We start from the raw sequence: 26,668 nt of genomic DNA, 5'->3' as shown, positions 1-26,668 counted from the left end.
GTGGGTATGGAATGCACGGGGACGATACTCCGAGGTCGGACGTTCGAACCGGTCGAGGGGCGACTGATCGTGGGAGACGATGGGCGGATCGACGCGATCGAAGAAGGATCGGTCGACAGCACCGATATCGTAGTTCCGGCGTTCGTCAACGCCCACACGCACATCGGCGATTCGATCGCGAAAGAGGCCGGCCGAGGGCTGTCACTCGAGGAGCTGGTCGCTCCGCCGGACGGCCTCAAACACCGGCTGTTACGCACTGCCTCGCGCGAGGAACTGGTCGAGGGCATGCGCCGATCCCTGCAGTTCATGCAACGGAGCGGAACGGCGGCCTGTCTCGACTTTCGAGAAGGTGGCGTGGCGGGCGTCGAGATGCTCGAGGAGGCCGCGTCCGGACTCGAGATCGACGCGCTGTCGTTCGCTCGAGGATCGACCGCCGCGATGAGGGCGGGCGACGGTTTCGGAGCGAGCGGGGCCAACGACGCGGCGTTCGACCGCGAACGCACGGCGACTCGCGAGGCCGGCAAACCCTTCGGCATCCACGCGGGCGAAGTCGACGAGAGCGATATCAATCCGGCGCTCGACCTCGATCCGGAGTTCCTCGTCCACGTCGTCCATCCGCAACCGATTCACATGGAGCGGATCGCTGACAGTCAGGTGCCGATCGTCGTCTGTCCGCGTTCGAACCTCGTTACCGACGTCGGGCTCTCCCCCTACGAGGAACTCTCAGAACGAACGACGCTCGCACTCGGAACCGACAACGTGATGCTCAACTCGCCGTCGATGTTCCGTGAGATGGCGGTTCTCTCGAAGATATCCGACCTTCCCGCCCCGGAGATCCTCCGGATGGCGACGATCAATGGAGCCGAGCTCGCAGGCCTCGAGTACGGATCGATCGAACCCGGTCGGCCGGCTCGAGTAATCGTACTGGACGGCGACTCGGATAACCTCACGGGGGTCCGCGATCCGGTTCGAGCCGTGGTCCGGCGTGCCGGCGTCGACGACGTTCGCGACGTAGTATCGCCCTGATCGGTCACCGGTCCCGGTCACAACAACACTATTATAGCCAGCGGTGTTACGTTAGAACATACCACGATGTACGACCGCATCCTCGTTCCGACCGACGGATCGCCGGAGGTCGAGCACGCCCTCGAGTATGCATTCGACGTCGCGCGTGCTCACGACGCGGTCATCCGAGCGATCTACGTCGTCAATGCGGCGGGCTACGGCGGCTTACCGATGGAAACGGCGTGGGAGGGGATCAGCAAAGCCCTCCGCGAAGAGGGACGAGCAGCGGTCGAACGCGTCGAACAGCTCGCACCGGAGTCGGTAGAAGTGGAGACGGCGGTCCTCGAAGGATCGCCCAGCCGAGTCATCATCGACGAAGCCACACCGTCTTCGTGCGATCTGGTCGTGATGGGAACGCACGGCCGCGGTGGAATCGACCGGCTACTGCTCGGAAGCGTGACCGAACGGGTGGTCAGAAGCGCTGCAGTACCCGTCCTGACGGTAAACGTCGATCCGAACAAGATCGATGACGGTGTAGACCAGCCACAGGTCGCAGTAGAATAGCCCAGACCGGCACGGGTTACAGTGGAGTGAACCGGGAGTTCAATCGGGTTTTACAACCACGTCGAGCGGACGGGCAACAGTCCGTCTCAGGTCGGCCGCAGGTGTTCGCAGTCGCCGGCCGAAACCGTCGTTCGACCGTCGTCCGTTTCGAGAACTAGCGCACCGGTCTCGGTGACGTCGACGGCGTCACCGACGAGTTCGCCGGTCGCTCGCTCGACCCGGACGCGTTGTCCGATCGTCAACGCGAGTTCACGCCAGGCGGACACGACCGACTCGAGGTCGCCCCGAGCGCGGTCGAACTCCTCGACGAGGCGCTGTACGAACCGACGACGATCGACGTCGTCGCCCGTCTCGTCGCGAACGCTCGTTGCGCCGTCTGGCAGGTCGGACGCGTCGAGGTTCGCGTTGATGCCGATCCCGACGACGAGCCAGTCGATCCTGTCCGTTTCACCTTCCATTTCAGTGAGAATGCCAGCGAGCTTCCGGTAGTCGCCGTCGTCCCCGACCGGGACGACCACGTCGTTCGGCCACTTGATCTGCGCATCGACGCCCGCCTCTCGAGCGATCCGCGCCGTCGCCACCGCCGCAGCGAGCGTATACAGCGGTGCCCGCGCCGGCGCGACCGCCGGACGTGTGACGAGACTTATCCAGATCCCGCCGGCGGGTGACGACCACTCGCGCTCGAGACGACCGCGGCTGCCCCGCTGTTCGTTCGCGACGACGGCGACGTCCGTCGCACCGTGGACGGCGCGCTCTCGAGCGAGATCGTTCGTACTCTCGACCGCGTCGTGATACTCCACGCTGAACGGCGCCTCGAGCTCGTACTCGATCGACGGGCCGTTGTACGCCGAGACGTCGAGCAGTTCGTACCCGTGCGGGCCGCTTTCGATCTCGAAGGCGGCGTCTCGAAGCTCGTCGATATGCTTCCAGATGGCCGCCCGCGAGACGTCGAGATCGGTCGCCAGATCCGGTCCCGAAACCGGGCCGTCCGCGATCGCCTCGAGGATCGCCTCTCGTGTCTCGTTCATACGTATCTGGGAGTCCCCGATCGTACTTGAATTGGCTGGATCGGGACCGGTTTGGAAGGCTCGACGCTCGATCGACGCCGTCCGTTCGGACCAGACCGCATCAGCCAGACGAGAGTCCGAAAACGGGCCTTCGGAGAGAACGTACGTAACGGTTCCTTCGGGTGATCGGTTACTCGAGATAGCCGAGTGCGTCCTCGATGCGACCGAGTTCCGGACCGGTCGTATCCTCACCGACGACGTAGCCAGCCTCGTTCGCAAGCAACCCCGAGCCGACGAGAGGCGCACCGTAGTTGATCGTACCGACGTCGGCTCGGACGTCGAGTACCTCCTCCAGAAGATCCAGTTCGTCGTCGGTCGCCTTCGGATGACAGAGCACGCCGGAGTTCGTCGCGACCCCCGCAGTCCCGACGGTGCGGACGCCCGCGAGGTCGCCGCGTTCGACGGGAACCTCGAGGGTGTCTTTGACCGTCTGGATCGTCTCCCGCGGGAGATCGGGATGGACGTACGCGCCGTAGTCGTTGGCGAGTACGACGTTTCCTGCGGCGTTGATGTTCCCCGCCAGTTCCGCGACGGCGACGTCGAGTTCGTCCTCGAGTCGGTCGCGTTCGTACTCGAGAATGCGCGAACTGACGAGCAGACCGTTTTCGTTAGCCGTCGCTAACGCACCAACCGTCGAGGAGCCCCCGACCGTCGTCGGGATAGCTGGAACCTCGAGTTCGTCTTCCAGGGCGGCGAGGACGTCGTCGTCGACGTCGTGGCGAACGAGTACGCACGAGTCGGTCGCGCGGGCGAAGACGCCGACGTACGACGACCCGGCGAAGGCGAGGCGTTGCAAGTTTACTCAGCGACCTCTGCTTCGACGACGGCCTCACCCTCTTCGTCGAAACGAGCCGCGCGGACACGGAGCTTTCGTGGCGGGTTCGATCGGCCCTGCGACCAGACTTCCTCGTTGATCGAGGGGTCGAGACGGATCGCGTCTTCGTCGACCGCGAAGTGTTTCGCGAGGTGCTCGCGGACGAGTCGCATGGCGTAGTCCGCAGCCTCGTGGTTCGGTCCTTTCTTCACGTCACGTAGCGGAACGGTTACGACGCGTTCCTCGAAATCACTTGCACTCATCGTTATTCGTCGGTGTCACTGCGCCGCCAGTTACGACGTTTCGGGTTCCGCTGAACGTTCATGTCGGTCTTCATCATTACCCAGACCGGAACGCGGCTGTTCTGGTTCTCGAGTTTGGCAAGACGTTTCTTCTTGCCCTTCGATTTCTTACCCATAGTAGCCGCACGTAGCCCACGGTGGCTTAAAATCTTGTCCATTGGAGGCCATTGTGATCGAAACGCTGGGTCGACCAGGGTCACTCGAGCGGAAACCGTTCTACCGTCGAGTACGCCGGTCCATCCGCCGTCAGCCTGCTCTCGGTGAGGCGAACGTCGGTCACCCGCATCTCTCCGATCGTCGGATCTCGGTCACGGACGAGACCCTGAACCAGTTCCTTCCCGCCGGCGTGTTCCATTCGTGCGAGCGTGACGTGCGGCGTGAACGCGTGGTGGTCGGGATCGAACCCCATCTTCGTCGCCCGATCCTCGATCGCTTCGTGGAGCCGAGTGAGTCCGTCTCCCCCCGTCCGCGTTCCGATCCAGACGACCGAAATGTACTCGAGGTCCGGAAAGACACCGAGACCGCCGTAGCGGACGGTGAACGGAGCGATACCGCTGTCGTCGACGGCACCCTCGAGTTCGGTCCGAAGCGAAGGAAGTCGGCTCTCATCGACGTCTCCGAGGAATTTTAGCGTGACGTGAGACTGATCGGAGTCAGCGAGCCTGAGTCCGCTCGCGTCCGCGAACTCGCGTTGGATCTCAGCGATCGGGTCGACGATTTCGTCCGGGAGGTCGACGCTGACGAACAGTCGCATACACCGGTTACGGGTTCGAGAGAAACAACTGTGACGGTCGGTAGTATCGCGTTACGGCATCGCGTTCGAGTCGGTCGTCGACTCGAGTTCCGCGAGCCGATCTGCGAACAGGATCTCGAGCAGTTCGGGCGTGATATAGGCTTCGACGAACGCAGCGAGGACGAGCACGAGCCAGGCGAAGCCGACGAGCGCGAGCGTCCGATAGACGTACCGTTTCGTAAAGAGTGCCTCGCGCCGCCCCAGAATCCGATCGACGAACCGATGAACGAGCCGGAATCCGATCCCGGAGGCGACGAACAGCGCCGACAGCTCGAAGATTCCGTGGGGGGCCAGTCCCACGAGGATATAGTCGACTCCGACCGCATCGCCCGCGATCGCACTGACGTTCCCGACGACCACTCCGTTAAAGAACATAATGAACGCCGTCAGAAGGCCGAGCGACAGCGCACCGACGATCGACATGAGAAACGGCGGCGTGTTGTGTCTGATGAAAAACGTCGCCGTCAGTTCGAAGTCCTCGTCCTCGAGTTCGGGAAAGAGCCCGTCGTCAAACAGTTCAGCGATGATCTCGAGCAGATTGACGCCCGCGACCAGGAGCACGATACCGACGCCGGTTCCGAACGCGAACAGTCCCGCCGCGAACCACGCGTAGCGTCGGTGCTCGATCCAGGCGGCGTCGAGCGACTCGAGCATCGACGGTGTCGTACGTCGAGAGCCCACGGCGATTCCGGCGAAGACGGATGCGAGAACCAACGCACCAGCGGTGGCAACGGCATCATCGTGCCAGAACGCGGTGACGCCAGCCGTTGCGACCGAAACCACGGCGAGTCCGAACAGGAGCGCACTCCAGTTTCGGACCGCGTTCGGACCGGGCTCGGGGCCGGGTTCTGGCCCCGGTGGGTCGCCACCCGGCGGTCGGTCCGGATCATCCGATCGCGACGGACCGTCGGGCTCCGAGCTCGGGAGGTCGACGCGAATTCGACGGTCCGGATCGGATGCGGATCCGCGTTCGGGATGGCTCCGGTCGTTCGGACGATCCGTTTTCGCGTCGACGCGCTCCGGTCCGAACTCGAATCCCGTTTCCGACCCGTCGTCGCGCTCGGAGCCGTCGTGGTCAGTCCCCCGTTCGCCCTCATCGACAACAGAGTCGTCTCCACCGGTGGCTCCGTTCATGTGTACTCAACTGGTAAGACGGGAAATAAATCCGCCGACCGCGATCACCGCGACAGAACGCGAGCAGTTGACCGATCGCGCTTCGCTCGAGGGGGCGCCACTTCCGATCGAGCGATCCAGCCGGTCGTCGCAGAAGCGGTATCGTAGGTACGGCACGCCCGATCGAACGATAGCTGCCGGTCAGACTGTCTCTGGTCGCGACTATCGGCCAAGGTGTTGGTGTCCCAACCTGTAATATCGGACTATCGACGAGCAGTCCCCCCCTTTCCGAAGTAGTCAATGCTTGAGTCGAGCCACGTTCTCTCGAATCTGGCTGAAGAATCCGTCATCCGACTCCGCTTCTAGTGCCGCGTGCAGCCGCGAGTTCTCCGGTTCGTCCTGGATAACCACGCGGAGGTATGGCTCGAGTTGATCGAAGTTATCGGCCAGAACGACAGTGTGGTTGTCCTCGTCGTGGTCGACGACACCCGTATCGGCCAGTTTCGGGACGTGACACTGGACGGACGAGACGTAGACGCTTTTGTATTCGTTTTTGGCGACCTCGTCCGGCGGGACGTCCTGTTCCCAGCCGGCGATCCGCTCAGCGAGCCTCGAGAGTTCGATCGGGTTCTCCTGGCCCCGTAGTGCATACAGCAGGTAACGTCGCCGCCGGTTCGCCAACAACTCCAAGATCACGTCGGCGGAGAGTTCCTGCTCGCGTTGACTCGAGGTAAGGGTACTCATAACACGATATTACTCTCCGAAGCGGAAAAGGGTGTCTTGAATATCCGAAAATCCAACAGGCGGCGGGTAGACCTCCTAAACTCCAACTGTATTCTCTGCATTACTACGCAGATATTCTCTTCTAAACGAGTTCGAATGGCGTTCGTATGGTGACACTGGAGGCCGGTCTCGATTCGAAATCCTTTTTTATACCATCGACGGAGGTAGAACTGCGCCGCCTTAGCTCAGACTGGGAGAGCACTCGACTGAAGATCGAGCTGTCCCCGGTTCAAATCCGGGAGGCGGCATCCGGCTCCTACACGAATTTTATTTGAGAGCGTTACGCACTCGATGAAGATCGAGTTGTCCCCGTTCCCGCGAGCGCAGCAAGCGGGAAGTCGAAAGACGAGCGGAGCGAAGCCTTTCGGAAGTTCAAATCCGGGAGGCGGCATTAGACTCACAGTTCAAATGCCTGCGGCACTGCGCGGGCGATTTTCCAGGGTTATTTGGAGCCGATTTACCGACCGCGAGCTGCGACTGTGGTTGCACTTCGGTCCAAACGGGTGGTACTGCGTGGAGGATCTCGAATACGTACTCATGTACGTACCCGTGTACATACCCAGATACACGAGTGACCACCTGGCTTCTGGTGTCGCTCGGAATTCGCCGAAATATGGGCCTACTCACTTACAAAGGCAGCGGAATCAAGTTCAACGGGTCGTCCCTACTTCCACTCGACAGCGAGGACCGCATCTCGAAGCGAGTTGAGTCTGCGCTCAATGACATCCAACGGATGTGAGTCGATGAACTGCGCTGGTTCGTGCGCGATGGGCGTCGCGCCGTCGTTAACCTGCAGATGGACCGGCCCGAGGTTATCATGCGTGTCGTCCTGGTGCCAGCCTACCAGCAGACTTCGCTCTGGCTCGATCCAGTTAAACCAGTAGTACTCGTGTGGTTCCCCAGTCTGCAGTCGAAAACCAATCTCGACGCGCGCAGTCGCCACCGGGTACTCGTCGTCACCGAGGAACTGGCGTGGGTCTACCTCAGCGACGACACGGTACGGACCGGCTTCACGCGGTTCGGCACGTCGTCGTCGAACGTTCTCGAACTCACCGCTGAGCCGGTTCTGAATTCTATCGTGGAGCCGCTTGCTCTGCAAGTTCGCCCGGTTAGCGAGGAAAACAACCATTAGGCGAGTGTCGAGGGAGAGTCAGTCCGCGGTGAAGAGAGTTCGATCACATCATCATACAGTTGGAGGGCGTGCTTCACGAGCCCGAGTTCCGTGTTGATCGCTTCCCAGGTGGCGATCACGTTGCGACGCTCACGAAGTTCCTCAGCCGAGAATTCCTCGTCGGCGAGTTGTTTCCGGAACTCATTGAGGGAACTCGCGTCGTACTCCGCAGCCAGCGCCTCCTGTTCCTCTTTCAGTTCCGTGAGCTGACTTTCCAGTCCGTCACGCGAATGTGCCTCGATCAGATCGGTCACCTCGTCGAAGAGAATCCGAACGGGATTCAGATCGTACGCCTTCGTCCCGTCGACAGTCGTCTCAGTAACCCAGTCGTCACTCTTCAACTGCTGGAGTTCGTCGTCTGCCGTCGCACGCGAGACGTCCGCCCGATCTGCGATCTCTTGTACTGGTGTTGGCTCTTCTAGCAACTCTACGACGTGCCGAACGCGCTCACGTCCACTCATGCTCTCTGCCCACGATTCCTGACTCGACTCAGCCATTCGTGCTGGATCTTCGGTCCCATCCTTCATATAATTTGGTCCAGATTAAATATTCAAACATCCCCGCCGGGTGAGCTATCGTCGAGCCGTCGAACCAGACTGTGACGAACGAGGAGAAGGTACGCACACAATTCGGCTCGTCGGCGAGTCTCGATAAAATGGAACGCCACGTTGTAGTGGTCGGTCCACGCCGCGACCGTACCCGTGACCTGGTTCGGATGAATGTCCCGCCACGCCATACACCCGTGATTACGGAGAAGGGTCTCCCACGATGTCTCGACGACGACTGGGAGGGGCTGTGCCCACTGGACTGTCCGCTGTAACTCGCGTTTGAATCGCTCTCGCTCCCAGGTGAGTGCCGTGAGAAAGTCGGGTCCGGACTTCCGCTCGACGGCGAATTGTGGGTGATACGTGTCTATTTCCTGGTCGTGAGAACAGTGTGTCGGCACAGCGTAGTCACCGGTCGAAAGCGTTACGTCGCGCGTCTCAACTGGACAGCCCTCGAAGGTCCACGGACGTTGTTCGCGTGTGTCTCGCAGGATCGTCGTCGGGATCGGAGTTGTCTCTCGCGTCTCGACCATCTAGCGGGGTCTGCCTCCGGCATCACGGGTAAACGTTCGTCGCGGAGTCGCAGGTGTGGAGCACCGTTCACGTGATCGACTACGTCGGCGGCCGCAATCAAAACCCAGCCACCTCCAGTTCGTCGAGAAACGCCGGCCGATTCGAGTGTTCGTCCTTGAGGAAACCGACGAACTCCTCGAATCGCTCTTCGGGGACGAGTTCCTGCATCTCGTCCAGATGATCGGCAATCTCTCGGTAGTGGCGTCGCCCGGTCTCGCCGGCGGCAAACGGGACGAGCAGTTCCCGGTACCGTTCGAAGTATTCCACCGGATCCACGCTTGTGACCGGGTCTCGGTGCCGTTTCAGTAGGATACGGTCGTCACTGTCTTTCAGTTCCGCAAACGCTTCTTCGAGGTCGAGTGCCCGCCAGAACTGCTCATCGTTGATCGGGGGATCGGCCGTTGCGGGCGCTTCCAGTACGCCGGCGTACGTGTCGAACTCCTCGGGATCCGGATCAGTTGCCAAGACACAGTCGGCGTAGCCATCGAGTGCCCGCTGCATGATCTGTGCGTAATGATCGTAGGCCCCGTCGATCCAGTTCGGCTTTTCGTCGACCTCCTCGAACACTGCATCAGTGCTTCGATTGCGAATGGTTTCCTCGATGACGTTCATATCTCGTCATTTGACCTCTGACCTCAATCCGACTTCGGTTTGGAATTTGCGTCCATACGGTTCAGATCGGCCAGTTTCATCGTTATCGTCACCGCGAGGCGTTTGTCGAGACATATAAACGAGGACTCTCCCGTTGCCCCTACTAGCGAACGATCCCCCTCACCTGAACGTTTTATTAGATGGGGCCGTATCCGTATCCATGCCGTTCAGCGTTAGCTGGCACACATTGCTCGACGAACTCGACGATATTTCCGACGATGCCGAGCTCATCACCCCGCTCTCTCACGATCGATTCCATATTACAGACGTACAGGATCACCGTGTCATCGTCACGTTTACCGAGACGGGAGACCGGATGCCCCTTCAGCGCGAGCAGTTCGAAACCCTCTGCCGGCGGATTCAGGAGGCAAGCAGTGGTTTCGACCTCGGCCGACTTCCATCAGATGCCGCTCCATACCCCGCTGTACTGAGTCTTCACCCACGCTTTGAGATCGACGAGCAGACGGGGACCATCACCGAAAAAGAAGACGCGACTGCCACGCAACTGGTGAGTGACGAGACAGCGACGGCCGAAAGCGAGCGCGTCGAACCTGATGGAGTGGACGTCTATTCGGATGCGTTACTGCTCGTCGACGCGCTCGAACGTCACGACGTATCCGGTCTTTCCGAACTGGAGACTGACGCGCTCGTGAATCTCTACACGTTGTGCTCGGACGTCCAGCGGAACGCCGATGAATTCCGACAGGACGTCGCTGACGTGTTGCTCGACAGACTGCATCACGACCAATCAGTCCACGGCCAATACGGGTCAGTCCAGCGAACGTTACGCCGCAACCGCTCGCTAAAGGACGACGAGGAAGTACTGGCCGCGCTGGAGGGCGAAGGAATCGACCGGGAACGTGTGACGAGCGTCGATTCGAGCAAGATCGACGAGGCCCTAGAGGTGACGGAGATCTCGGAGTCGGCCGTCTACGAGATCGACGAGAGCGAATACGTCCGGAAAGCCGAGGTCGACGAGGACGTCAAAGAGTCGCGTCTCCAAGGGTTGAAAGACCGCCTGACAGCGAGCGAAGAAGAAGAGACCGACGATCTACGACGCGAAATCGAAGCACTCGAAGATCGTATCGACGACCTCACGAGTTTCAGTACCGGATCACAGTTGTAGAGCTGATACGGTTTGCTGTGACTTTTCACCCGAGCGACCCAGGACGGCTCGCGGTCGCTCCGGTAACGACTTACAGTAGACCGTATGAATCGCCCCATCTCCTGATGCCCAACAGTAATGAAACCCTTCAAATGCTAGAAGGCGGCATTACATTCACGGTCAAAAACCTGCGGGCGGCTGCTTGATCCGCTGAAACTACCTCTTTTCAAGACTACGTTTCCGGAGATCAACCCGTGGTCGGGACAGTACAGCATCCGATCGAGAACGGACCGGTTCCGGTCGGCCGTGGGCCCTTACGTCGAGACACGTGTGGTCGATCGGTAAATCGAAACGGGGAGGTCCCTGACGTCCCTCGAGTCGACCGAAGGGATTGCCATAGTAAGGGACTACGTTCAGGCGTCGTCGAATCCTACAGGTCGTATGAGACTCGCACACGTGACTCGATTGGAAGCGTTCGGAACCCGTTCGCTGGTCATCCACGGAATCATGGCGCTTTCGTTTATCAGTGCGATTCTGGTCGGACTTTTCGTCGGTGGACAGTTCGGACAGGTCTCGTTCGTCGCACTGTTGAATTTCACCGCCGGGCTGTGGGTCGCCCACTCCGTTCACTCGCTCGGAAACACCGCGAACAACGGGGAGTACGCCGGTGTTCTGAATGAGCTGGTGGACACCGACACCGGTCTCGATAGCGGCCGGTTTGGTCGTCTGCTCGCTTTGATCGGAGCGGTCACGGCGGTGTCGCTACTGACGTCTGCACAGGTGCTTGCGGGAGCGTTGCTCTCGATCGCCGTCGTCGCCGTCGGCGCGATCGCTCTGGTCACCGCCATGATCGGGTTTCTGATCGCCCTTGGCGCGTCCTACGACGGAGCACAGGAGCAGGCGCTGGTCGACCGCGAGCAACGCTCGGATCGCCTCGACGGCCAGAGCGCGAGTGATCGATAGCGCCGATCGCCAGCCTGGCTCTCGACCACGGGCCCGGTTTTCGATCGAGAACGACAGCCGACCGAGACCCTGGGTCGGTCGCTGAGGAACCCCTCGATCGATCGCGTCGTTTCATCCGCGGGCGGTCGTCCGATCCGCGCAATATTGAAGGTATTCTAACATTATTTCTTCCGGGACAAGGCTGCCGGATACAACAGGGACAAGTGGATGTTCGGCTACGCCTAGGTGTGAACGGATCGAAGGTGTCGAACGATAGAGAACAATTCATCGGTGGGTACAGCGGACGAATTCTACTGGTCGTCGCGCTGGCGTGGGCGGCGATCCAGACCGGTCGATTCGTGTTGCCGCCGCTGCTTCCCGAGATGCGTGCGGATCTCTCGCTGACGCTGACGCAGGCAGGCATCGTCCTGACCGTGTTCAATGCGATGTACGCCGTGAGTCAGTATCCGAGCGGTCGGCTCTCCGATATCCTGACCCGAGCCACGCTCATCGTCCCGTCGTTGATCGTTCTGGTTCTGGGCAGTCTTCTGATCGGCAGTTCGACGAACTACCCGTTGATCCTCATCGGTGCCGGGGTGTTCGGCGTCGGGATGGGGATGTATGCGATCCCGTCCAGAGCGTTAGTTTCGGACCTGTTCGTCGAACACCGCGGCCGTGCGCTGGGAATACTCGGTGCCGGTGCTGACGTCGGCGGCGGCCTCGCCGCGGGGCTCGCTGCGGTCGTTCTCGCGATCGCTACGTGGCGAACGCCCTTTTTCCCGCTCGCGGTGGCGCTGGGTGGATTGGCCGTCCTGTTCGTCGTCTGGAACACCGAGCCCTACGCCGTCGAGCGAACGAGGCTCGGAGCGCTCGAGACGATGCGTCGGCTGATTGCCACGCCGGGCCAGCGCTGGGCGTTGCTCGCGTTTATCCTCTTTTATTTCATGATCAACGGCGTCCTCAGCTTCCTTCCGGCGTATCTCCGCGAGGTCAAGGGGTTCTCTCCGCTGCTCGCGACGGTGAGTTACGCGCTCCTGTTCGCGCTGGGAATCGTCGTCAAACCGATCGCGGGGGGTGTCAGCGATCGCTTTCCCCGGCGGCAGGTCGCAACAGCCGGAATGTTGGTCGGTGCGATCGCGCTGGGCGTCCTGCTCATCGCGGGATCGCTCGTCGGCGTGTTGATCGGTATCGTCCTCTTTGCCGTGGGCTACAAGACGCAGTTCCCGGTGGTCGACGCGCTCCTCATGGACGCCGCGCCGGACGGAAACATGGGCGGCGATCTCGGAGCCGCTCGAACGGTGTTTCTGGGTGTGGGCAGTCTCGGACCGGCGTTCGTCGGAGTGACGGCCGACCGGTACAACTACACGGTCGCGTTCGCGGGCCTCGCAGTCTGTCTCATCGTCGCCGCGGCGATCCTTTTCTGGCAGGGTCGTCAGTGATTCGCTCGTCGAGGACGCGCTCGAGACATCGATACCCTCTTTTCGGCGTGCGGACGAGAGTGGGACATGACTGACGAGATTACCGTCATCCCCGGCGACGGCATCGGCCAGGAAGTAACGCCAGCCGCAGTGGACGTCCTCGAGTCCCTCGAGATCGAGTTCGCGTTCCACGAGGCGGATGCTGGCGACCACGTCAAAGAAGAGACGGGCGAGGCCCTGCCCGCGGAGACCTACGATCTGGCGGCCTCGACGGACGCGACGCTGTTCGGCGCGGCGGGAGAGACGGCAGCGGACGTCATCTTGCCCCTCCGGGAAGCGGTCGGCTCGTTCGTCAACGTCCGTCCCGCGAAGGCGTACCCGGGCGTCGACGCGCTGCGTCCCGACACCGATCTCGTCTTCCTGCGCGAGAACACGGAAGGTGTGTATTCCGGCCACGAAAACCGGCTGAGCGACGATCTCTCGACGCTGACGCGCGTCGTCACGTCGTCCGCGTCCGAACAGCTCGCGGAGTTCGCCTGCGAGTTCGTAGCCGACGGCGGCTACGACGGCTTCCACGTCGCCCACAAGGCGAACGTCATGCGCGAGACCGACGGCCGGTTTCGCGATTCCGTCCTCGCGGTCGCAGAAGAACGTGGCGTCGAGACCGAAGAGGTACTGATGGACGCGTTCGCGACCCACGTCTGTCTCGATCCGACGCAGTTCGACGTCGTCGTCTGTCCGAACCTGGCGGGAGACGTCCTCTCGGACCTCGCGGCCGGACTCGTCGGCGGTCTCGGAATGCTTCCGAGTGCGAACATCGGTCCCGAGCGCGGGCTGTTCGAGCCGGTCCACGGTTCAGCTCCCGATATCGCCGGCGAGGGCATCGCGAACCCGGCTGCGACGATTATCTCCGCCGCGATGTTGCTCGAGTACCTCGGACACGACGACGACGGACAGGCGGTCCGGAGCGCCGTCGAGGGCGTCCTCGAGGACGGCCCGCGAACGCCCGACCTGGGCGGCGACGCGTCGACCGACGACGTAACGGACGCGGTCATCGACCGGCTGTAGCGTATCGAACGCGGATCGGCCGAAGGCACTCCGACGAGCGACCCGTTTCGATCACGGTTGCGAGCGGCGGATCGCTCGTCGGTCCCCGGTGCCGATCCATTCTTTCCGCCGCCGAGAGACGGTCGACCGGGTACGACGAGAAACCGGACTCCACATCGGGCGGACACACCACGGGTTTTACTCCTGGCGAGCGTCGCTGTGTCAACTCCCTCGGAAACCTGTAAAAACGGAACGTTAGACGACGTCGAGGTGCTCACGGTCGACGCCGCCGAGTTCGACCAGAGCGTCGGCCTCGAGGAGGTGACACTCGCCCGGGACGACGAGCAGGTGGAGCGGGTCTCCGAACTCACGGGTTGCAAGATCGGACATCCTCCCGCCGTCGACGAGCGGATCGGGACTCCCCGCGCGGGCGACGACGACGCCGACGAGGTCGGGATACGCCTCCGCGAGGAGGTCGGCACCGACGTCAGCGGTCATATATTCCTCGCGTTCGACTTTGATGTCGAGGTAGACGACGGTGTGCAGGCCGTCGCGACGGTTGTCCTCGATCGTTTCAGTCACGCTCGCCGGGAGCCCGTCCGCTCCGTGAGCGTAGGGGAACGGGAGCGTCGTGGCTTTCCCGAAGCGGTAGTTCTGCAGACCGGTGAGCGCGCTGGTCGCGGTCTGTGCCGTGATGCCGTGGATGATTCGAGTTTCGATCCCGCGGTCGTGCGCACGGAGGCGGAGGTCGACGTGGGTCGTCGAGATCATCGTATCGCCGGCAGTCAGGAAGACGACGTTCTCGGAACCCGCGGCCCGAAGGATGTCGTCGGGACGTTGTTCGACGCCGGCGCGGTCGCGCACGGTGATCTCGACGCCGTGGTAGGACTCGAGCTCCGCGACGGTGGTCCCGATCAACTCGCTGGTGTAGAACTCGGCGTAAACGCGGTCGGCGTTCCGGAGGGCGTCGCGTCCCTCGATGGTGATCGACCGCTCGTCGTAGAGGCCGAGCCCGATGAAGGTGAGCATAGCGGTCGTAGTGGATAGCGCCGCTATAAGCTTACGAGTCGTCGGACGGGTCGACGACGGGTACGAGCGGGATTCGGTGCTCGGATCACTCCGATTTCGGCCAGTTCTTTAGACTAGTCTAATCTTTTTTCTTGGTTCGTAAGCTATATTGCTTTGGCCAGTTGAATGGTGTGTAATGATGAATAGAAACGTAGGATCGAGTCGAATTGAAATCACGCGTCGAAACGCCCTCGTCGGTGCGAGTAGCCTCGCTATCGGATTGGCGGGCTGTCTCGGCGCTGACCCGGACGAAGACGACACGACAGCGGGAACCGACGACGAGACGGATTCGGAAGGCGACATCGATGAGTCCGAGTTCACCGTTGCGACGGGATTCCTCGCGGTGTGGGATCTCACCCGACAGGTCGTTGGAGATCGGATGACCGTCGTCGATCTGGTTCCGATCGGTGAACACGGTCACGATTTCGATCCTGGTCCGAGCGTGGTGTCGGATATCGAGGACGCCGACGTGTTCATCTATCTCCGGGAGTTCGCGAGCTGGCAGGACAGCACGGCGGCGGAACTCGAGGGGACGGACGGCGTCCACGTCGTCGAGGCCTCGGACGGTATCGAGTTCTTCGATAGCCCGGCCGAAGACGACGACGAACACTTCTGGATGGATCCCGTGACGTGTCAGGAAGCGGTCGACACCATCGCGAACGCGCTCGGGGAGATCGACCCCGACAACGCCGCCGAGTACGAGGCCAACGCGGCGTCGTTCAACGAGGAACTCGAGGAGCTTCACGAAGAGTTCGTCGACATCGTCGATCGCGCACAAAAGACTCAACTCGTCGTCGGGACGCACGATTCGTTCCAGTGGTGGCACGATCGCTACGGGCTCGATATCTACTCACCGATCGGGACCTCGCCCGACAACGAGGCCACCCCCAGGGACGTCGAAGAAATCGAGCGCACAATGGAGGAGCACGACCTCGAGTACGTCCTCTACGACGTGGGCGAACCCGACGATCTGGCGGAATCGATCGCGGCCGAAACCGATGCCGACGTGTTGCCGATCTCACCCGTCGAAACGCAGCTCCCGGAGTACGACGAGCAGGACTGGGGGTATCTCGAGCACTATCGGGAGATCAACTTCCCGACGCTCGAGCGGGCCCTCAATGTCACAGACCAGGAGTGAGTACGGCAACGAAACCAGATTACACCAGAACACAGCCAATCGATTATGAATCACGCAATCACCGTCGAAAACGTCAGTTTCTCCTACGGCGATCGACCGGTCCTGAAAGACGTCTCCCTCTCCGTCGAAACGGGTGAGTTCCTGGGACTGATCGGACCGAACGGGTCGGGGAAAACGACGCTGGTGAAGATCATGCTCGGGTTACAAACGCCCGACACCGGAACGGTCGAACTCTTCGGGACTCCCGCCTCGACGTTCACCGAAGGAACTCGCCTCGGGTACGTCTCACAGCAGTCTTCGGAAGCCGACTCGATGATGCCGGTCACCGTCCGCGAAGTCGTCGAGATGGGGCGCTATCCACACGCCGGGCTGGGGCGACTGAGCGACGACGACGACGCCATCATCGGCGACGCACTCGAGCAGGTCGACCTGACGGATCTCGCGAACAGGCGCATTAGCAAACTCTCCGGAGGACAGAAACAGCGCGCGTACATCGCTCGCGCGCTCGCCTCGGAGGCCGATCTACTCGCACTGGACGAACCGACCGTCGGCGTCGATGCCGAGTCGGTCGAGACGTTCTACGAGCTTCTCGAGGAACTCAACGCGAGTGGTATCACCATCGTCCTCATCGAACACGATATCGGAATCGTTACCGACCACGCGGACACGATGGCCTGCCTCGACTGTGAGCTCTACGAACACTCCGAGACGGAACAGTTCCTCGAGAGCGACGCGCTCGAGCGGGCCTACAGTTCGGCGCGCGTCGCAAGCGCTGCGAACGTTTCCGCGGGTGACTGAGATGGCGACCGAACAGCACAGCCGGATACCCCGTACCGCCGGGCTGATCGCGACGATACCGGTCGCGATAGCCGCGCTGTACGTCATTATGTACGTGCTGTTCCCGCCGCTGTTCGAGCGGTTCTGGGGTGCAACCTGTGGGACGGTAGATACGTGGCTCGTCTGCAGTAGCTTCGTCCAGCACGGATTCACTGCAGGTGTGCTCATCGGCGTCACCGCCCCGGTCGTCGGTGCGTATCTGGTGAACCGTCAGATGGCGCTGATCGGTGAAGCGCTTGCACACATGGCCTTCGGTGGCGTTGCGATCGGTCTGTTCGTCGGTGCGGCGGTCCCGAGCGCCGATTACCCGCTTCTGTTCGCGCTGGTCGCCGCGACGATCGCTGCACTCTGTATGCAGTACATCGCCATCAAAACCGACGGCTACGCGGATATCCCCATCGCGATCATGCTTACCGGGGGGTTCGCCCTCGGAATCGCCGTGATCTCCTACGGCGTCACCTTCCATTCGACCGTCGAGAGCTATCTCTTCGGAGACATTCTGTTCGTTCCGTTCGAAAACGTCCAGCTGATGGTCGGACTCACGCTCGTGGTGATCGGGACGATCACGCTGACGCACAAACAGCTGCTGTTCATCACTTTCGACCGTGAGGCTGCGCGTCTAGCTCGAATCGACGTGCGCTTTTACGATACGCTGTTGATCGTTCTGACCGCGCTCGTCGTCGTCGCAGCGATGCAGATTCTCGGTGCGATCCTCGTGGCGGGGATGCTCGTGATTCCCGTCGCGGCCGCGATGCAGATAACGGACAGTTTCAACCGCGGCCTGATTCTGTCGGTGGCGTTCGGCCAGATCGCCGTTTTCGTCGGCATCCTCCTTTCTGCGTGGTGGAACATCGCGACCGGTGCGATGATTATCCTCGTCGCGATCGCCCTCTATTTCGCGAGCCTGCTCGCGAGAATGCTCTCGTGAGCTTCCTCGAGACGGTTCGACGGTCTACACCTCGGCCGATCGGCGGCGCGTGAGCCCGATCACAAAGAGAGGTGCGACGTCGAAGACGGGTCGTCATCACCATCCGCGTCCCCGCCTTCGATCCCCCCGTCGCGAAGGTAGGTGACGTCGTCGTCGGTCAGATAAACGGTGCCGTCCTCGACGATCACGTCGATCGACGGCAGCGTCGTCTCGGCCGCTTCGCCGTTGTCGCAGTAGCCGGTACACGAGTCGAACATCGAACCGTGTTTCGGGCAGATGATCTGACCATCGCGCATCGCCGCACCCGTTCCCGTATCGAGGCGCTGTGACTCGTGCGTACAGCGGTTGATCCACGCTTCGACCCCGTCTCCACACGGAACCAGAAGTACCTCTTCGTCCGTGCCGTGCTGGTCGCGGACTGTACACAACCACGAGCCCTCCTCGTGGATCGTCTCGACGGTCGTCAATCGCATCCGAACGCCCATACCGATCGCTGTGGCCGAGCCACTGAAAGCTCTTTCATCGTCTGGGTCGACACGATCCGTCGACTGCACGTCCATCGGAGATCGGAAACGTCAGCGTTAGGGCAGCCGGTCGGTGAGTAACCGTATGGACGTGCCGTTCGTGCGTGTGGCCCGCGAGTGTGGGGAGCGTGCGCGTCGTGAACTCGCGGACGCCGACCTGATCGACGACGACTACGAGATCGACGTCGAGGACGAACGCCTCTACGTTCCAGTCGTCGATCCCGACGCGGTTGGCGACGACCTCGAGGTCGTGTTCCGGGCTGGAAACGAACGCGACACGCAGACGACGCCCGCCGATCTGCTCGGATTCGACCCGTCCTACGAGCGGCTCGGACGGGCCGTCCTTCTCGACGAGGACGACAAGGAGAGAGCGCGGACGATCGCGGACGCCGTCCTCGAGTCGGACCTCCCGGTCGATACGATCGTGAACAAGGCGTCCAAAGTGAAAGGCGAGACGCGAATCCGGGACTGGGACGTGCTCGCAGGCGATGATACCGAGGTCGTCCACCGGGAGTACGGTCGGGAGTTCGCACTCGATCTCGCGACGGTGTACTTCTCGCCGCGACTCGCGACGGAACGCCACCGGGTCACCGAGCAAGTCGAGGCCGACGAGCGGGCGTTCGACATGTTCGCCGGGGTCGGGCCGTTCGTGATTCCCGTCGCCGGACGCGGTGCGGAGTGCGTCGGCGTCGACGTCAACGCCGACGCGATCGAGTACCTGCGCGACAACGCCAGACGAAACGACGTCGACGATCGCGTCACGGCCGTCTGTGACGACGTTCGTCAGGTCGCAGCCGAGTACGACGGATGGGCCGACCGCATCGTGATGAACCTCCCCCACAGCGCCGACGAGTTCCTCGACGCTGCCGTGACGATCGCCGGCGACGACTGCGTGATCCACTACTACGACATCCAACACGAGGACGATCCGTTCGGTCCGGGCGAGCGAGCCATCCGAGCGGCAGCCGAACCCACCTACGACGTTCGCGTCGAGAACAGGCGAACGGTCCGGTCGTACGCACCCCACGAACTCAACGTCTGTCTGGACGTTCGACTCGAGCGAGTCGGTGAGTAAGCGCCTCGAGAACCGGAGCCACGTCTCGGCGTTTCGCGCCCGAAACGATTCGCAATCCTTATGGCTGGTATCGAACCTACGAATGAGTGTACCCGTCCCGACATCCGGAACGAACGGGACGCGTGCCGGTGTAGCTCAGACTGGCAGAGCGAATCCTTCGTAAGGATTAGGTCGAGGGTTCAAATCCCTCCACCGGCTTGCTTTCTGCGACGAACGTCACGCGAGGAGCGAAGCAAGCTGTGGGGGATTTGAATTAGACCACGAGTGAGCGCAGCGAGCGAAGTGGACGCTACGTTCGGGTCACTACTGGACCACGGCCAGTGGAAATACGGTCGGGGTACCATACAAAAGAGTTAATAGTAATCACTAATAACAATCAGTTGCCCATCCAGGCGCTCTCGTCTGGAGGCATCGTCCCATCCGCTTGCCATTCCATCCCCCCCACCCCCGACGAATCGCACGCGGCTGGGATATCGATCGGCGAGGGTTTTTTCGTTCCCCTTCCTCGCCTCGATCGGTTTCTCGAGTCCAGTCCTGTTCAGAGGAACGCCGTCAGTGCGAGTGCAACGGCTCCGATCACCACCGGAACGTCGAGCCGTGAAAACGACAGCATGGGAAGCGTCGGGTTCCACGCGAAACAGCGAGCCCGTAACGCGAGCGAGAGTCGATCGGCCCGCTCGAACATCCGCGTGAGACCCAGCAATCCGATCGTCGTGAGGCGCTCGAGCGCGTTCCGTTCGGTTCCCAGACGGGCGGCCATGGCGTCGCGGATCGTACGAAGGTCGCCCTGAAGCACCGGGAGGAATCGAAAGACGAGCGCGACACCGATTCCGAGAACCTGGCCGGGCTTGCCGGGAACGGTCCGCTGGATCGCGGCGCGAGAGTGACGGACCGGGGTCGACCGAACGTAGGCCGTGCTGACGAGCAAGATGAGGAGAACGCGGTAGCTCGCTCGCGCGGACGCGAGGCCATCGGAGGCGTCGAACCAGGGCGGCCCGAGCGTCACCGCGGCAATCAGCGGTGCGGTCGCGAGAACGACCAGCGCGAATCGGTAGGCATAGAGCGTCTCGAAAAGCGGCACCCGGGCGACGAACAGCACGAACGCACAGACGAGCGAGAGCGCGAGCAGTGCTCGGTGGCTGGTGTGTGCGAGTGCGGTGGCTGCGAAGCCGAGCTGGACGGCGAGCTTCGAGCGGGGATCGAGTCGATGGGCGATCGTCTGGTCCGGTTTGTACGTCAGCATCGAGGAACGCGAACCTCCGCGCCGTCCAGTCCGGCAAGCGCACGATCCGGTCGGTCGTCGACGATGACCCGGCCGTTCCGCATGGCGACGACGCGATCCGCGAGGTCGATGACGTCACGGAGATCGTGGGTCGCGAGCACGACGCCGGTATCGTTCTCCGCGAGTGACTCGAGTCGCGAGAGTACCGATCGACGAGCGGGATCGTCCAGCCCGGTGAAAGGTTCGTCGAGAATCAGATGCGAGGGCTCCATCGCGAGCGCGCCGGCGATGGCGACGCGAGCCTGTTCGCCGCCCGAAAGTGCGTCGATTCGCTCGGTTTCGCGGCCGGCCATGTTCACGGCCTCGAGAGACGCCTCGACTCGACGATCGATCTCCGATCGCTCGAGACCGAGGTTTTCCGGCCCGAACGCGACGTCCGCGCCGATCGTCGCCGCGACGAACTGATCGCGAGGGTGCTGAAAAACCATGCCGATGCTCGAGCGGGCGGCGATCAGGTCGTCCTCGACCGGACGTCCGTCGACGAGGACCGCCCCTTCGTCGGGCGAGAGCAAGCCGTTACAGTGTCGCAACAGGGTCGTCTTTCCGCTGCCGTTCGCTCCGGCGAGTGCGACAAACTCACCGTCGTCGATCGAGAGCGAAAGTTCGTCGATGACGGGAACGTCCTCGAAGGCGTAGGAAACCGAGTCGAATTCGATCATCGCCGGTGGTTACGATCGGATCGGCTCGATCCGACCGCTTTTGACGATCGCGATGGCGGCGGCCATCTTGAGGAGTTCGCCGGGAACGAACGGGAGCGCGCCGAGAGTGATGGCCTCCCACGCCTCGAGGTCGAGAAGCCAGGCCATGTAGGCCGTTCCCATCCCGTAGACGAGGATCGTCGCCGCGACGAGCGCGCCGACGAGGACCACTACCGATTCGTCGGCGGGGTCGCGAAGCGACGTTCCGCGGTGAACGAGGAGGCCGATCAGCGCGGCAGCGACCGGATACGCCCAGAGATAGCCCGCCGTCTGGCCGACCAGAACGCCGGGGCCGCCGGCCATACCCGCAAAGATCGGGAGTCCGATCGCACCGGCTGCGAGATAGAGCAGGATCGAAACGGTACCCCACAGCGGACCGAGGATGAGACCCGCAAGGAAAACGAACAGTATCTGCAGCGTGATCGGTGCCGGCGACAGCGGGATCGGTATCGTCACGGGTGCGGCCGCACCCAACAGCGCGGCGAGCAGGGCCGCTCGAGCAAACGATCGGACGACGTCGTCGGGAACGAGGTCGACGGAGTTGCGTTGAGTTGCCATACCGCCCCTCCCTCGTAAACCAAGTTCAATACTTCGGTTTCCGAGAGCGGATCAGCGATCGGGTTCGGTGACCCCGAAGGACGTGATGAATCGATGCCACGCGGTTTCCAACCGGCAAAAGGCAGTGTCGTATCCTCGTCCAGAGAACGCATCGACCTGTTGCTTCGAGGGAATCTCGCGTGTTCGTGCCGGGGAAGTTCCACAGTTGTATCGATCGAAATACGAGGTTCCTGTCGACGATCGTGATAGTCGGGCCGACACCAGTCGCGGTGAGAACTGGCCGCACGAACGGCGTAGCGAGCGGCGCCTCCATCCGTGATTCGGCTCCCGACGAGTAATAAGCGATTGTTCCCAGCCGACGACCGGAACGACCGGGGTGTTTATGCAGCGATTCGGTCCGGTGACGTGAAACGGATGGGATCTGGAACGTCGGCATTCGAACGGGACGGTATCGACGGAGGAGAACGCCGTGGCTGAGACGCGCGTGCTCGTCGGGCTCATCGCCATCACGATGGTGACGAGCGTCGTTGCGTTGCCGTTGCTCGGGGGAGGGCTGACCGGAGTGACGGGCACCGAAGATGCGGTACCCGACTCGAACGCGGAGTTCGGCGGGCTCGAGGCGGGATCGGATTCGGGGCTGACGGCCGAGGCGCTCTCGATGGGGTCGGCTGGAGCGGACCCGGCGACGCCGTCACAGCCCCAGGAGATCTCACAGGACCACGAGGACGCACTCGTGGACGGCGTCGAGGACGGGATCGAACTCGCTCAGTCACAGGGGATCGACGTGACGCAAGAACAGCGGGCCGCCGCGGTCGACGGCGCGCGCGACTCCGTCGGTCAGCATCAAGAGGCGAGCGTCGAGCAGGTCCAGGAGGCGACCAAAGGTGCGGTTCACGGCTCGGTGATGCAGGCCCAACGGGTCGACGCAGAGCAGATCCAGTACGCCGTCGGCGGGGCGACCGGCGGTGCGCTTTCCCAGTCACAGACGGTCAACGCGAGCCAGATGCGGAGTGCAACCTGGGGTGCAACCCACGGTGCACTCGCACAGGCACACCACCAGCGCGTGACCGTCGACGCGGTACAGGTCGCGACCTACGGCGCAGCGGCGGGTGCCGCGAACGAGGCCGGCCAGAAGGGCATCGATCGGAAACCGACGATCCAGGAAGCCGCACAGGGAGCGGCCTACGGTGGGCTGGCACAGTACCAGAAGATAACCGTCGAGCAACGCCAGCAGATCACGCTCGAGCACGTCCAGCACGCGACGGCGGGTGCCTCGGCGGGCGCGCTCGAGGGGAGTACGGAGATCGCCCTCGAACAGCGCCAGTTGCTCGAGGTCGAACAGTACCAGCGAGTCGACGTCAAGCAGGTCCAGAAGGCCGCGACGGGTGCCGCAAAGGGTGCGCTCGTCCAGCGACAGGAGGTGACGATCGAACAGACGCAGGCCGCGGCTCGCGGGGCGGGTAAGGGATCGTTGATTCAGGTCCAGTCCGTCCGCGTCGAACAGATCCAGCGGATCTCGATTACGGCGATCCAGCAGGCATCCTTCGGCGCGGCCAAAGGGTCGATCCAGCAGAGTCAGGAGGCGACCGTCGAGCAGATTCAGGCCGCGGCCGACGGGGCCGCCCAGGGGACGCTCGTCCAACACCAGACCGTGTCGATCACGCAGATCCAGTACGCAGCCGCCGGCTCCGCAAGCGGTGCGATCGAGTCGGCACTGCAGTATCAGATCGTCGAAATCGAACGGATTCAGGCCGCCGCACGCGGTGCGGGCGAAGGAGCGGTGTTACAGACGCAGATCGTCGATATCACCCAGGTCCAACAGCTCGCCCGCGGAGCCTCGAGCGGCGTCCTCGTCCAGCACCAGGAGGCGACGATCACGCAGCTCCAGATCGCGGCTCGAAGCGCTGGCCAGGAGACGGCACGAGCGATCCAGTACCAGCGGATCAGCATCACACAGATCCAGGTCGTGACCCAGGAGACCGCGTCCGAGGTCTCGGCCTACGCGATTGCCGAAGAAACCGACGACGAGGATCAACTCGGTCAGTTCGTCGAAGTCGAAGTCGCCCAGAAACTCGAGGAGGTCGACGAACTCGAGGGAACGGCGACGGTCGCGTTCAGCGATCAGGAGTCCACCGGCGACAGCGTTACAATCGATTCGGTGGCCCTCTCGGAGGACGGCTTCGTGGCGGTATACGACGGTAGCGACTTCGGTGTCGACTCCGGCGACGTTCGCGGCGTCTCCGAGCACATAGAGCCCGGTGAGCACGAAGGCGTCGAAATCGACCTCGACGAACCGCTCGCGGAGAGCGGATCGCTCGTCGCGGTCGCCCACCACGACACGACGGATGACGAGACGTTCCAGTACGCGAACACCGACGGGATCGAAGACGAACCGTACGTCACCGACGGCGGTAGTCCGATCACCGACGGGGCGTTCGTGACGCTCGAGGGCGAACCCGACGAACCGATCGAAGACGAACCCGAGGCGACGCTCGCGGTGAGCGACCAGACCGGCGACGGTGAGACGCTAACGGTCGAGGAGGCGAACGCGTCGGTCGAGTACGCGCTCGCGGTCACCGACGAGAACGGCGACGAACGCGGCGAGACCGATCCGATCGATGCGAACGAGCCGGTCGAAAACGGGAGCGTCGATCTCGAGCCGCCTCTCGAGGCCGAAACCGTCCTCGACGTCGCGGTGGTCTCGATGGCCGACGGCGAGACGCTCGCGACCGAGACCATCGAGTACACGCTCGGGGAGCCCGTCGAGGAGCTCTCGGTCGAGTACGTCGACTGTACGGAACTCGAGGTGACGGGGACACTCGAGGAAGGAGACTCGCTCGTTCCGCGGACGCTCTGGTACGACTCGATCGGTCCGGGCGGCACCGTCTTCCCCGGCGTCACGGCCGGCGACGAGATCGACGCGCCGTTCACCGGAACCGTCGTGATGACCGTCGGTGAGGAGTACGAGATCGATCAGCTCGATTCGGAGACCGTCGTCCTCGAGGTTCCCGACGAGGGCTCGTTCGGTTCGTTCGTCGTCCCGTGGTTCGACCCCGCCGACAGCGCGGAAGAACAGCTCGCGTCGCCACCCGAGGACCTCGAGTGCGGTGGGGAGATCCAGCCCGACGAGCCGACGATCACCGTCGAGGACGTCGAGAGCACCGGTTCGGGAAGCTTCGACGTGACGTTCGGCTACGAGAACCCGAACGACGCGGCACTCACCGGAGGCGGGTTCGTCGAGGGAACGACGGCCGACGAACCGGTCGATGAGCTATCGGTCGGTGACGGCGAGTTCACCGTCGAGTGGGCGCCCGAAGACGACGCCGAGCGATTGATATGGGAGATTCCCATGGAGAGCTTCGGCTACGACGAATCGGTTCGGGCGGAGACGGAGCCGGCGGACGAGTACGAGGATCCGATCGAACTGGACGTCGAGTTCGTCGATTGCTCGCGCGCCGAGGTGATGGGGTCGTTCGAAGAGGGCGAGACGATCATCGCGACCACGGCGTTCTACGAGTCCGGCGGTCTGGGGAACACGATGGGTGAGTACGCGATCGCCGTCGGTGACGACGTGGACGCGCCGCTCGAGGGAACCGTCGCTTTCGAGGTGGGCGACGAGTATACGATCACCGAAACGGAAGAGGGCGCGCTCGTCGAAATTCCCATTAGTGAGTTCGGAACGGCTATAACGGGAGTTAGCTCGCCGGAGGCGGTTCCCGGATCGATAGACTATCCGAACCCCGACGGCGCGGCGTGTCTGGAAGACGTCCGGCCCGAGCTCCCCGTAATCGACGTCGTGGACGCTACACCGACCGGAGAGGGAATCGACGTGACGTTCGGCTACGAGAATCCCAACGACGGCTCACTGGCCGTCACCAGCGAGTTCGTCGAGGGAACGACGGCCGACGAGCCAGTCGACGACCTATCGGCCGGTGACGGCGAGTTCACCGTCGAGTGGACGCCGGTGGACGGGGACGAACAGCTCGTCTGGGAGATCGATATGAGCAACTACGATTACGACGCCGAGGAGTGGCCGGTCGCATCGACCGCGACCGCCGGCGAAATCGATCCGTCGTTCAGCGAGGAGGGGGAGCCGACTGAGCCCGAGACGCCGGACGATCCCCCAACCGGAGAGAGTCCGTTCAACGGAGATGACCCGTTCGATGGAGACGATCAAAACGAGGACTCGTTCGGAGAGTCCGAGGGCGTCGCTAGCGAGAACACTTGAACGAACAGCGCTCGAGTCGGTGAAACGAGCGGAACGTCTCATACGGTTTGCTGTGACTTTTTACCGGTGCAACCCGTAAGGACGGCCGTGGCTGCGCCGGTAACGACTTACAACGGTCCGTATCAGTGCTGGTGACCGGTCGCTTCTCCAAAGGTGACACCGAACCGCTCCTCGAAGAGATCCATCACGCGTTCTTCCTGTGCCTCGAGGTCTTCGCCTTCACCCTGGTCGTGGTGGACGAGGTGGTGTGCTCGGCTGGCGAACGAGAGGAGAACGATATCAGCGACCGTCTCGGCCTCGTTTTGATCGCCTTCGGCCAGGAGATCGACGAGACCGGCCGGAACCGTCACCTCGTCGGCAACGTCGTCTTCGGATTCGATCGAGAACGTAATCGTGTCTACGTCATCGGACATACTGCTACGGTCGGGAAGCGCCCGTA

At 62.4% G+C, this 26,668-nt stretch carries 27 protein-coding genes, 2 tRNA genes and 1 pseudogene; 13 read left to right on the top strand and 17 right to left on the bottom strand.

The window, feature by feature from the left end; translation table 11 throughout:
* The first annotated feature begins 6 nt into the window (after positions 1–6).
* Together EA462_RS14915 and EA462_RS14910 are read left to right on the top strand one after the other, a co-directional pair.
* Positions 7–1,026 carry an amidohydrolase family protein gene (locus tag EA462_RS14915; RefSeq protein WP_124179382.1) on the top strand — a complete coding sequence of 340 codons (1,020 nt, stop codon included), beginning with the start codon at positions 7–9 and terminating at the stop codon, positions 1,024–1,026.
* Positions 1,027–1,092: 66 nt separating this feature from the next.
* On the top strand, positions 1,093–1,569 hold the full coding sequence (locus tag EA462_RS14910) for a universal stress protein (protein ID WP_124179381.1): 477 nt from the start codon (positions 1,093–1,095) through the stop codon (positions 1,567–1,569).
* An 86-nt stretch (positions 1,570–1,655) separates the two neighbouring features.
* Here the strand turns inward: EA462_RS14910 and EA462_RS14905 are convergent, their stop codons facing one another.
* The 7 genes from EA462_RS14905 to EA462_RS14875 all read right to left on the bottom strand — a co-directional run bounded on the left by EA462_RS14905 (position 1,656) and on the right by EA462_RS14875 (position 6,402).
* Positions 1,656–2,597: a biotin--[acetyl-CoA-carboxylase] ligase gene (locus EA462_RS14905; RefSeq protein WP_124179380.1), complete on the bottom strand. Its 942-nt coding sequence runs from the start codon at positions 2,595–2,597 to the stop codon at positions 1,656–1,658.
* Positions 2,598–2,766: 169 nt separating this feature from the next.
* The gene (locus EA462_RS14900; protein ID WP_124179379.1) at positions 2,767–3,432 is read right to left on the bottom strand and encodes a translation initiation factor IF-6; all 666 of its coding nucleotides are present in this window, start codon (positions 3,430–3,432) and stop codon (positions 2,767–2,769) included.
* Positions 3,433–3,434: 2 nt separating this feature from the next.
* Complete coding sequence (locus EA462_RS14895) at positions 3,435–3,713, bottom strand: 50S ribosomal protein L31e (RefSeq protein ID WP_124179378.1); 279 nt, start codon at positions 3,711–3,713, stop codon at positions 3,435–3,437.
* A 2-nt stretch (positions 3,714–3,715) separates the two neighbouring features.
* Positions 3,716–3,868 (bottom strand): 50S ribosomal protein L39e, encoded by a 153-nt coding sequence (locus EA462_RS14890; protein WP_124179377.1) that lies wholly within the window; start codon positions 3,866–3,868, stop codon positions 3,716–3,718.
* Positions 3,869–3,948: 80 nt separating this feature from the next.
* Positions 3,949–4,506 (bottom strand): RNA 2',3'-cyclic phosphodiesterase, encoded by a 558-nt coding sequence (gene thpR / locus EA462_RS14885; protein WP_124179376.1) that lies wholly within the window; start codon positions 4,504–4,506, stop codon positions 3,949–3,951.
* 51 nt (positions 4,507–4,557) lie between these two features.
* Positions 4,558–5,679: a stage II sporulation protein M gene (locus EA462_RS14880; protein WP_124179375.1), complete on the bottom strand. Its 1,122-nt coding sequence runs from the start codon at positions 5,677–5,679 to the stop codon at positions 4,558–4,560.
* A gap of 276 nt (positions 5,680–5,955) precedes the next feature.
* A complete protein-coding gene (locus tag EA462_RS14875; RefSeq protein ID WP_124179374.1) occupies positions 5,956–6,402 on the bottom strand; it encodes a DUF7344 domain-containing protein in 447 nt (148 codons plus the stop codon).
* A gap of 213 nt (positions 6,403–6,615) precedes the next feature.
* Between EA462_RS14875 and EA462_RS14870 the strand changes: the two genes are divergently transcribed.
* Positions 6,616–6,689: transfer RNA gene (locus tag EA462_RS14870), tRNA-Phe, on the top strand.
* Between the two features lie 416 nt (positions 6,690–7,105).
* Here the strand turns inward: EA462_RS14870 and EA462_RS17940 are convergent.
* From EA462_RS17940 to EA462_RS17935, 4 genes and pseudogenes are all read right to left on the bottom strand, one after another.
* Positions 7,106–7,570, bottom strand: a complete 465-nt coding sequence (locus EA462_RS17940; RefSeq protein ID WP_124179373.1) for a hypothetical protein — start codon at positions 7,568–7,570, stop codon at positions 7,106–7,108.
* Complete coding sequence (locus EA462_RS17615) at positions 7,570–8,073, bottom strand: winged helix-turn-helix domain-containing protein (protein ID WP_124179372.1); 504 nt, start codon at positions 8,071–8,073, stop codon at positions 7,570–7,572. Before EA462_RS17615 ends, EA462_RS17940 begins: the two co-directional genes overlap by 1 nt.
* 89 nt (positions 8,074–8,162) lie before the next feature.
* The gene (locus tag EA462_RS14855) at positions 8,163–8,690 is read right to left on the bottom strand and encodes an ERCC4 domain-containing protein (protein WP_124179371.1); all 528 of its coding nucleotides are present in this window, start codon (positions 8,688–8,690) and stop codon (positions 8,163–8,165) included.
* Positions 8,691–9,069: 379 nt separating this feature from the next.
* Positions 9,070–9,300, bottom strand: a pseudogene (locus EA462_RS17935) (SWIM zinc finger family protein); the annotation flags it as partial.
* Between the two features lie 241 nt (positions 9,301–9,541).
* On the opposite strand from EA462_RS17935, the gene EA462_RS14845 reads away from it, so the two are divergent.
* The 4 genes from EA462_RS14845 to leuB all read left to right on the top strand — a co-directional run bounded on the left by EA462_RS14845 (position 9,542) and on the right by leuB (position 13,914).
* On the top strand, positions 9,542–10,507 hold the full coding sequence (locus EA462_RS14845; RefSeq protein WP_124179370.1) for a hypothetical protein: 966 nt from the start codon (positions 9,542–9,544) through the stop codon (positions 10,505–10,507).
* A gap of 420 nt (positions 10,508–10,927) precedes the next feature.
* Positions 10,928–11,449, top strand: a complete 522-nt coding sequence (locus tag EA462_RS14840) for a hypothetical protein (protein ID WP_124179369.1) — start codon at positions 10,928–10,930, stop codon at positions 11,447–11,449.
* 287 nt (positions 11,450–11,736) lie between these two features.
* Positions 11,737–12,867, top strand: a complete 1,131-nt coding sequence (locus tag EA462_RS14835) for an MFS transporter (RefSeq protein ID WP_124179526.1) — start codon at positions 11,737–11,739, stop codon at positions 12,865–12,867.
* Positions 12,868–12,933: 66 nt separating this feature from the next.
* Positions 12,934–13,914: a 3-isopropylmalate dehydrogenase gene (gene leuB / locus EA462_RS14830; protein WP_124179368.1), complete on the top strand. Its 981-nt coding sequence runs from the start codon at positions 12,934–12,936 to the stop codon at positions 13,912–13,914.
* A 234-nt stretch (positions 13,915–14,148) separates the two neighbouring features.
* On the opposite strand, the gene dph5 is transcribed toward leuB, so the two are convergent.
* Entirely contained in the window at positions 14,149–14,922 is a 774-nt protein-coding gene (dph5, locus tag EA462_RS14825; RefSeq protein WP_124179367.1) for a diphthine synthase, read from the bottom strand.
* Between the two features lie 178 nt (positions 14,923–15,100).
* Here dph5 and EA462_RS14820 point away from each other — a divergent pair, with 178 nt between their 5' ends.
* Genes EA462_RS14820 through EA462_RS14810 form a run of 3 tightly spaced genes read left to right on the top strand, consistent with a single transcriptional unit; the run spans position 15,101 to position 17,864 of the window.
* Complete coding sequence (locus EA462_RS14820; RefSeq protein WP_394341826.1) at positions 15,101–16,099, top strand: metal ABC transporter substrate-binding protein; 999 nt, start codon at positions 15,101–15,103, stop codon at positions 16,097–16,099.
* 45 nt (positions 16,100–16,144) lie between these two features.
* Complete coding sequence (locus EA462_RS14815) at positions 16,145–16,897, top strand: metal ABC transporter ATP-binding protein (RefSeq protein ID WP_124179365.1); 753 nt, start codon at positions 16,145–16,147, stop codon at positions 16,895–16,897.
* A 1-nt stretch (position 16,898) separates the two neighbouring features.
* Complete coding sequence (locus EA462_RS14810) at positions 16,899–17,864, top strand: metal ABC transporter permease (protein ID WP_124179364.1); 966 nt, start codon at positions 16,899–16,901, stop codon at positions 17,862–17,864.
* Between the two features lie 59 nt (positions 17,865–17,923).
* Here the strand turns inward: EA462_RS14810 and EA462_RS14805 are convergent, their stop codons facing one another.
* Positions 17,924–18,349 (bottom strand): Rieske (2Fe-2S) protein, encoded by a 426-nt coding sequence (locus EA462_RS14805; RefSeq protein ID WP_124179363.1) that lies wholly within the window; start codon positions 18,347–18,349, stop codon positions 17,924–17,926.
* 124 nt (positions 18,350–18,473) lie between these two features.
* Here EA462_RS14805 and EA462_RS14800 point away from each other — a divergent pair, with 124 nt between their 5' ends.
* Both EA462_RS14800 and EA462_RS14795 read left to right on the top strand, forming a co-directional pair.
* Positions 18,474–19,463, top strand: a complete 990-nt coding sequence (locus tag EA462_RS14800; protein WP_124179362.1) for a class I SAM-dependent methyltransferase — start codon at positions 18,474–18,476, stop codon at positions 19,461–19,463.
* A gap of 124 nt (positions 19,464–19,587) precedes the next feature.
* Positions 19,588–19,661 (top strand) — tRNA-Thr (locus tag EA462_RS14795).
* A 340-nt stretch (positions 19,662–20,001) separates the two neighbouring features.
* Here EA462_RS14795 and EA462_RS14790 read toward each other — a convergent pair.
* Genes EA462_RS14790 through EA462_RS14780 form a run of 3 tightly spaced genes read right to left on the bottom strand, consistent with a single transcriptional unit; the run spans position 20,002 to position 22,001 of the window.
* Positions 20,002–20,706, bottom strand: coding sequence for an energy-coupling factor transporter transmembrane component T family protein (locus EA462_RS14790; protein WP_124179361.1), 705 nt, complete (start codon positions 20,704–20,706; stop codon positions 20,002–20,004).
* Complete coding sequence (locus EA462_RS14785; protein ID WP_124179360.1) at positions 20,700–21,404, bottom strand: energy-coupling factor ABC transporter ATP-binding protein; 705 nt, start codon at positions 21,402–21,404, stop codon at positions 20,700–20,702. The genes EA462_RS14790 and EA462_RS14785 overlap by 7 nt, the downstream gene beginning before the upstream one ends.
* A 9-nt stretch (positions 21,405–21,413) precedes the next feature.
* Entirely contained in the window at positions 21,414–22,001 is a 588-nt protein-coding gene (locus EA462_RS14780; RefSeq protein ID WP_124179359.1) for a biotin transporter BioY, read from the bottom strand.
* A gap of 511 nt (positions 22,002–22,512) precedes the next feature.
* Between EA462_RS14780 and EA462_RS14775 the strand changes: the two genes are divergently transcribed.
* Positions 22,513–26,229 carry a DUF7282 domain-containing protein gene (locus tag EA462_RS14775; RefSeq protein WP_394341825.1) on the top strand — a complete coding sequence of 1,239 codons (3,717 nt, stop codon included), beginning with the start codon at positions 22,513–22,515 and terminating at the stop codon, positions 26,227–26,229.
* Between the two features lie 122 nt (positions 26,230–26,351).
* On the opposite strand, the gene EA462_RS14770 is transcribed toward EA462_RS14775, so the two are convergent.
* On the bottom strand, positions 26,352–26,642 hold the full coding sequence (locus EA462_RS14770; RefSeq protein WP_124179357.1) for a DUF7545 family protein: 291 nt from the start codon (positions 26,640–26,642) through the stop codon (positions 26,352–26,354).
* Positions 26,643–26,668 lie beyond the last annotated feature (26 nt).

Source organism: Natrarchaeobius halalkaliphilus (assembly GCF_003841485.1).
Classification (GTDB): Archaea; Halobacteriota; Halobacteria; order Halobacteriales; family Natrialbaceae; genus Natrarchaeobius; species Natrarchaeobius halalkaliphilus.
This window is presented reverse-complemented; position numbering and strand designations above follow the sequence as displayed.

What these genes read in the sequence shown, in the direction of transcription:
- EA462_RS14915 (WP_124179382.1), top strand. Translation starts at nt 7, where the DNA reads ATGGAATGCACGGGGACGATACTCCGAGGTCGGACGTTCGAACCGGTC.
- EA462_RS14910 (WP_124179381.1), top strand. Translation starts at nt 1,093, where the DNA reads ATGTACGACCGCATCCTCGTTCCGACCGACGGATCGCCGGAGGTCGAG.
- EA462_RS14905 (WP_124179380.1), bottom strand. Translation starts at nt 2,597, where the DNA reads ATGAACGAGACACGAGAGGCGATCCTCGAGGCGATCGCGGACGGCCCG.
- EA462_RS14895 (WP_124179378.1), bottom strand. Translation starts at nt 3,713, where the DNA reads ATGAGTGCAAGTGATTTCGAGGAACGCGTCGTAACCGTTCCGCTACGT.
- EA462_RS14890 (WP_124179377.1), bottom strand. Translation starts at nt 3,868, where the DNA reads ATGGGTAAGAAATCGAAGGGCAAGAAGAAACGTCTTGCCAAACTCGAG.
- thpR (WP_124179376.1), bottom strand. Translation starts at nt 4,506, where the DNA reads ATGCGACTGTTCGTCAGCGTCGACCTCCCGGACGAAATCGTCGACCCG.
- EA462_RS14880 (WP_124179375.1), bottom strand. Translation starts at nt 5,679, where the DNA reads ATGAACGGAGCCACCGGTGGAGACGACTCTGTTGTCGATGAGGGCGAA.
- EA462_RS14875 (WP_124179374.1), bottom strand. Translation starts at nt 6,402, where the DNA reads ATGAGTACCCTTACCTCGAGTCAACGCGAGCAGGAACTCTCCGCCGAC.
- EA462_RS17940 (WP_124179373.1), bottom strand. Translation starts at nt 7,570, where the DNA reads ATGGTTGTTTTCCTCGCTAACCGGGCGAACTTGCAGAGCAAGCGGCTC.
- EA462_RS17615 (WP_124179372.1), bottom strand. Translation starts at nt 8,073, where the DNA reads ATGAGTGGACGTGAGCGCGTTCGGCACGTCGTAGAGTTGCTAGAAGAG.
- EA462_RS14855 (WP_124179371.1), bottom strand. Translation starts at nt 8,690, where the DNA reads ATGGTCGAGACGCGAGAGACAACTCCGATCCCGACGACGATCCTGCGA.
- EA462_RS14845 (WP_124179370.1), top strand. Translation starts at nt 9,542, where the DNA reads ATGCCGTTCAGCGTTAGCTGGCACACATTGCTCGACGAACTCGACGAT.
- EA462_RS14840 (WP_124179369.1), top strand. Translation starts at nt 10,928, where the DNA reads ATGAGACTCGCACACGTGACTCGATTGGAAGCGTTCGGAACCCGTTCG.
- leuB (WP_124179368.1), top strand. Translation starts at nt 12,934, where the DNA reads ATGACTGACGAGATTACCGTCATCCCCGGCGACGGCATCGGCCAGGAA.
- dph5 (WP_124179367.1), bottom strand. Translation starts at nt 14,922, where the DNA reads ATGCTCACCTTCATCGGGCTCGGCCTCTACGACGAGCGGTCGATCACC.
- EA462_RS14820 (WP_394341826.1), top strand. Translation starts at nt 15,101, where the DNA reads ATGAATAGAAACGTAGGATCGAGTCGAATTGAAATCACGCGTCGAAAC.
- EA462_RS14815 (WP_124179365.1), top strand. Translation starts at nt 16,145, where the DNA reads ATGAATCACGCAATCACCGTCGAAAACGTCAGTTTCTCCTACGGCGAT.
- EA462_RS14810 (WP_124179364.1), top strand. Translation starts at nt 16,899, where the DNA reads ATGGCGACCGAACAGCACAGCCGGATACCCCGTACCGCCGGGCTGATC.
- EA462_RS14805 (WP_124179363.1), bottom strand. Translation starts at nt 18,349, where the DNA reads ATGGGCGTTCGGATGCGATTGACGACCGTCGAGACGATCCACGAGGAG.
- EA462_RS14800 (WP_124179362.1), top strand. Translation starts at nt 18,474, where the DNA reads ATGGACGTGCCGTTCGTGCGTGTGGCCCGCGAGTGTGGGGAGCGTGCG.
- EA462_RS14790 (WP_124179361.1), bottom strand. Translation starts at nt 20,706, where the DNA reads ATGCTGACGTACAAACCGGACCAGACGATCGCCCATCGACTCGATCCC.
- EA462_RS14785 (WP_124179360.1), bottom strand. Translation starts at nt 21,404, where the DNA reads ATGATCGAATTCGACTCGGTTTCCTACGCCTTCGAGGACGTTCCCGTC.
- EA462_RS14780 (WP_124179359.1), bottom strand. Translation starts at nt 22,001, where the DNA reads ATGGCAACTCAACGCAACTCCGTCGACCTCGTTCCCGACGACGTCGTC.
- EA462_RS14775 (WP_394341825.1), top strand. Translation starts at nt 22,513, where the DNA reads ATGGTGACGAGCGTCGTTGCGTTGCCGTTGCTCGGGGGAGGGCTGACC.
- EA462_RS14770 (WP_124179357.1), bottom strand. Translation starts at nt 26,642, where the DNA reads ATGTCCGATGACGTAGACACGATTACGTTCTCGATCGAATCCGAAGAC.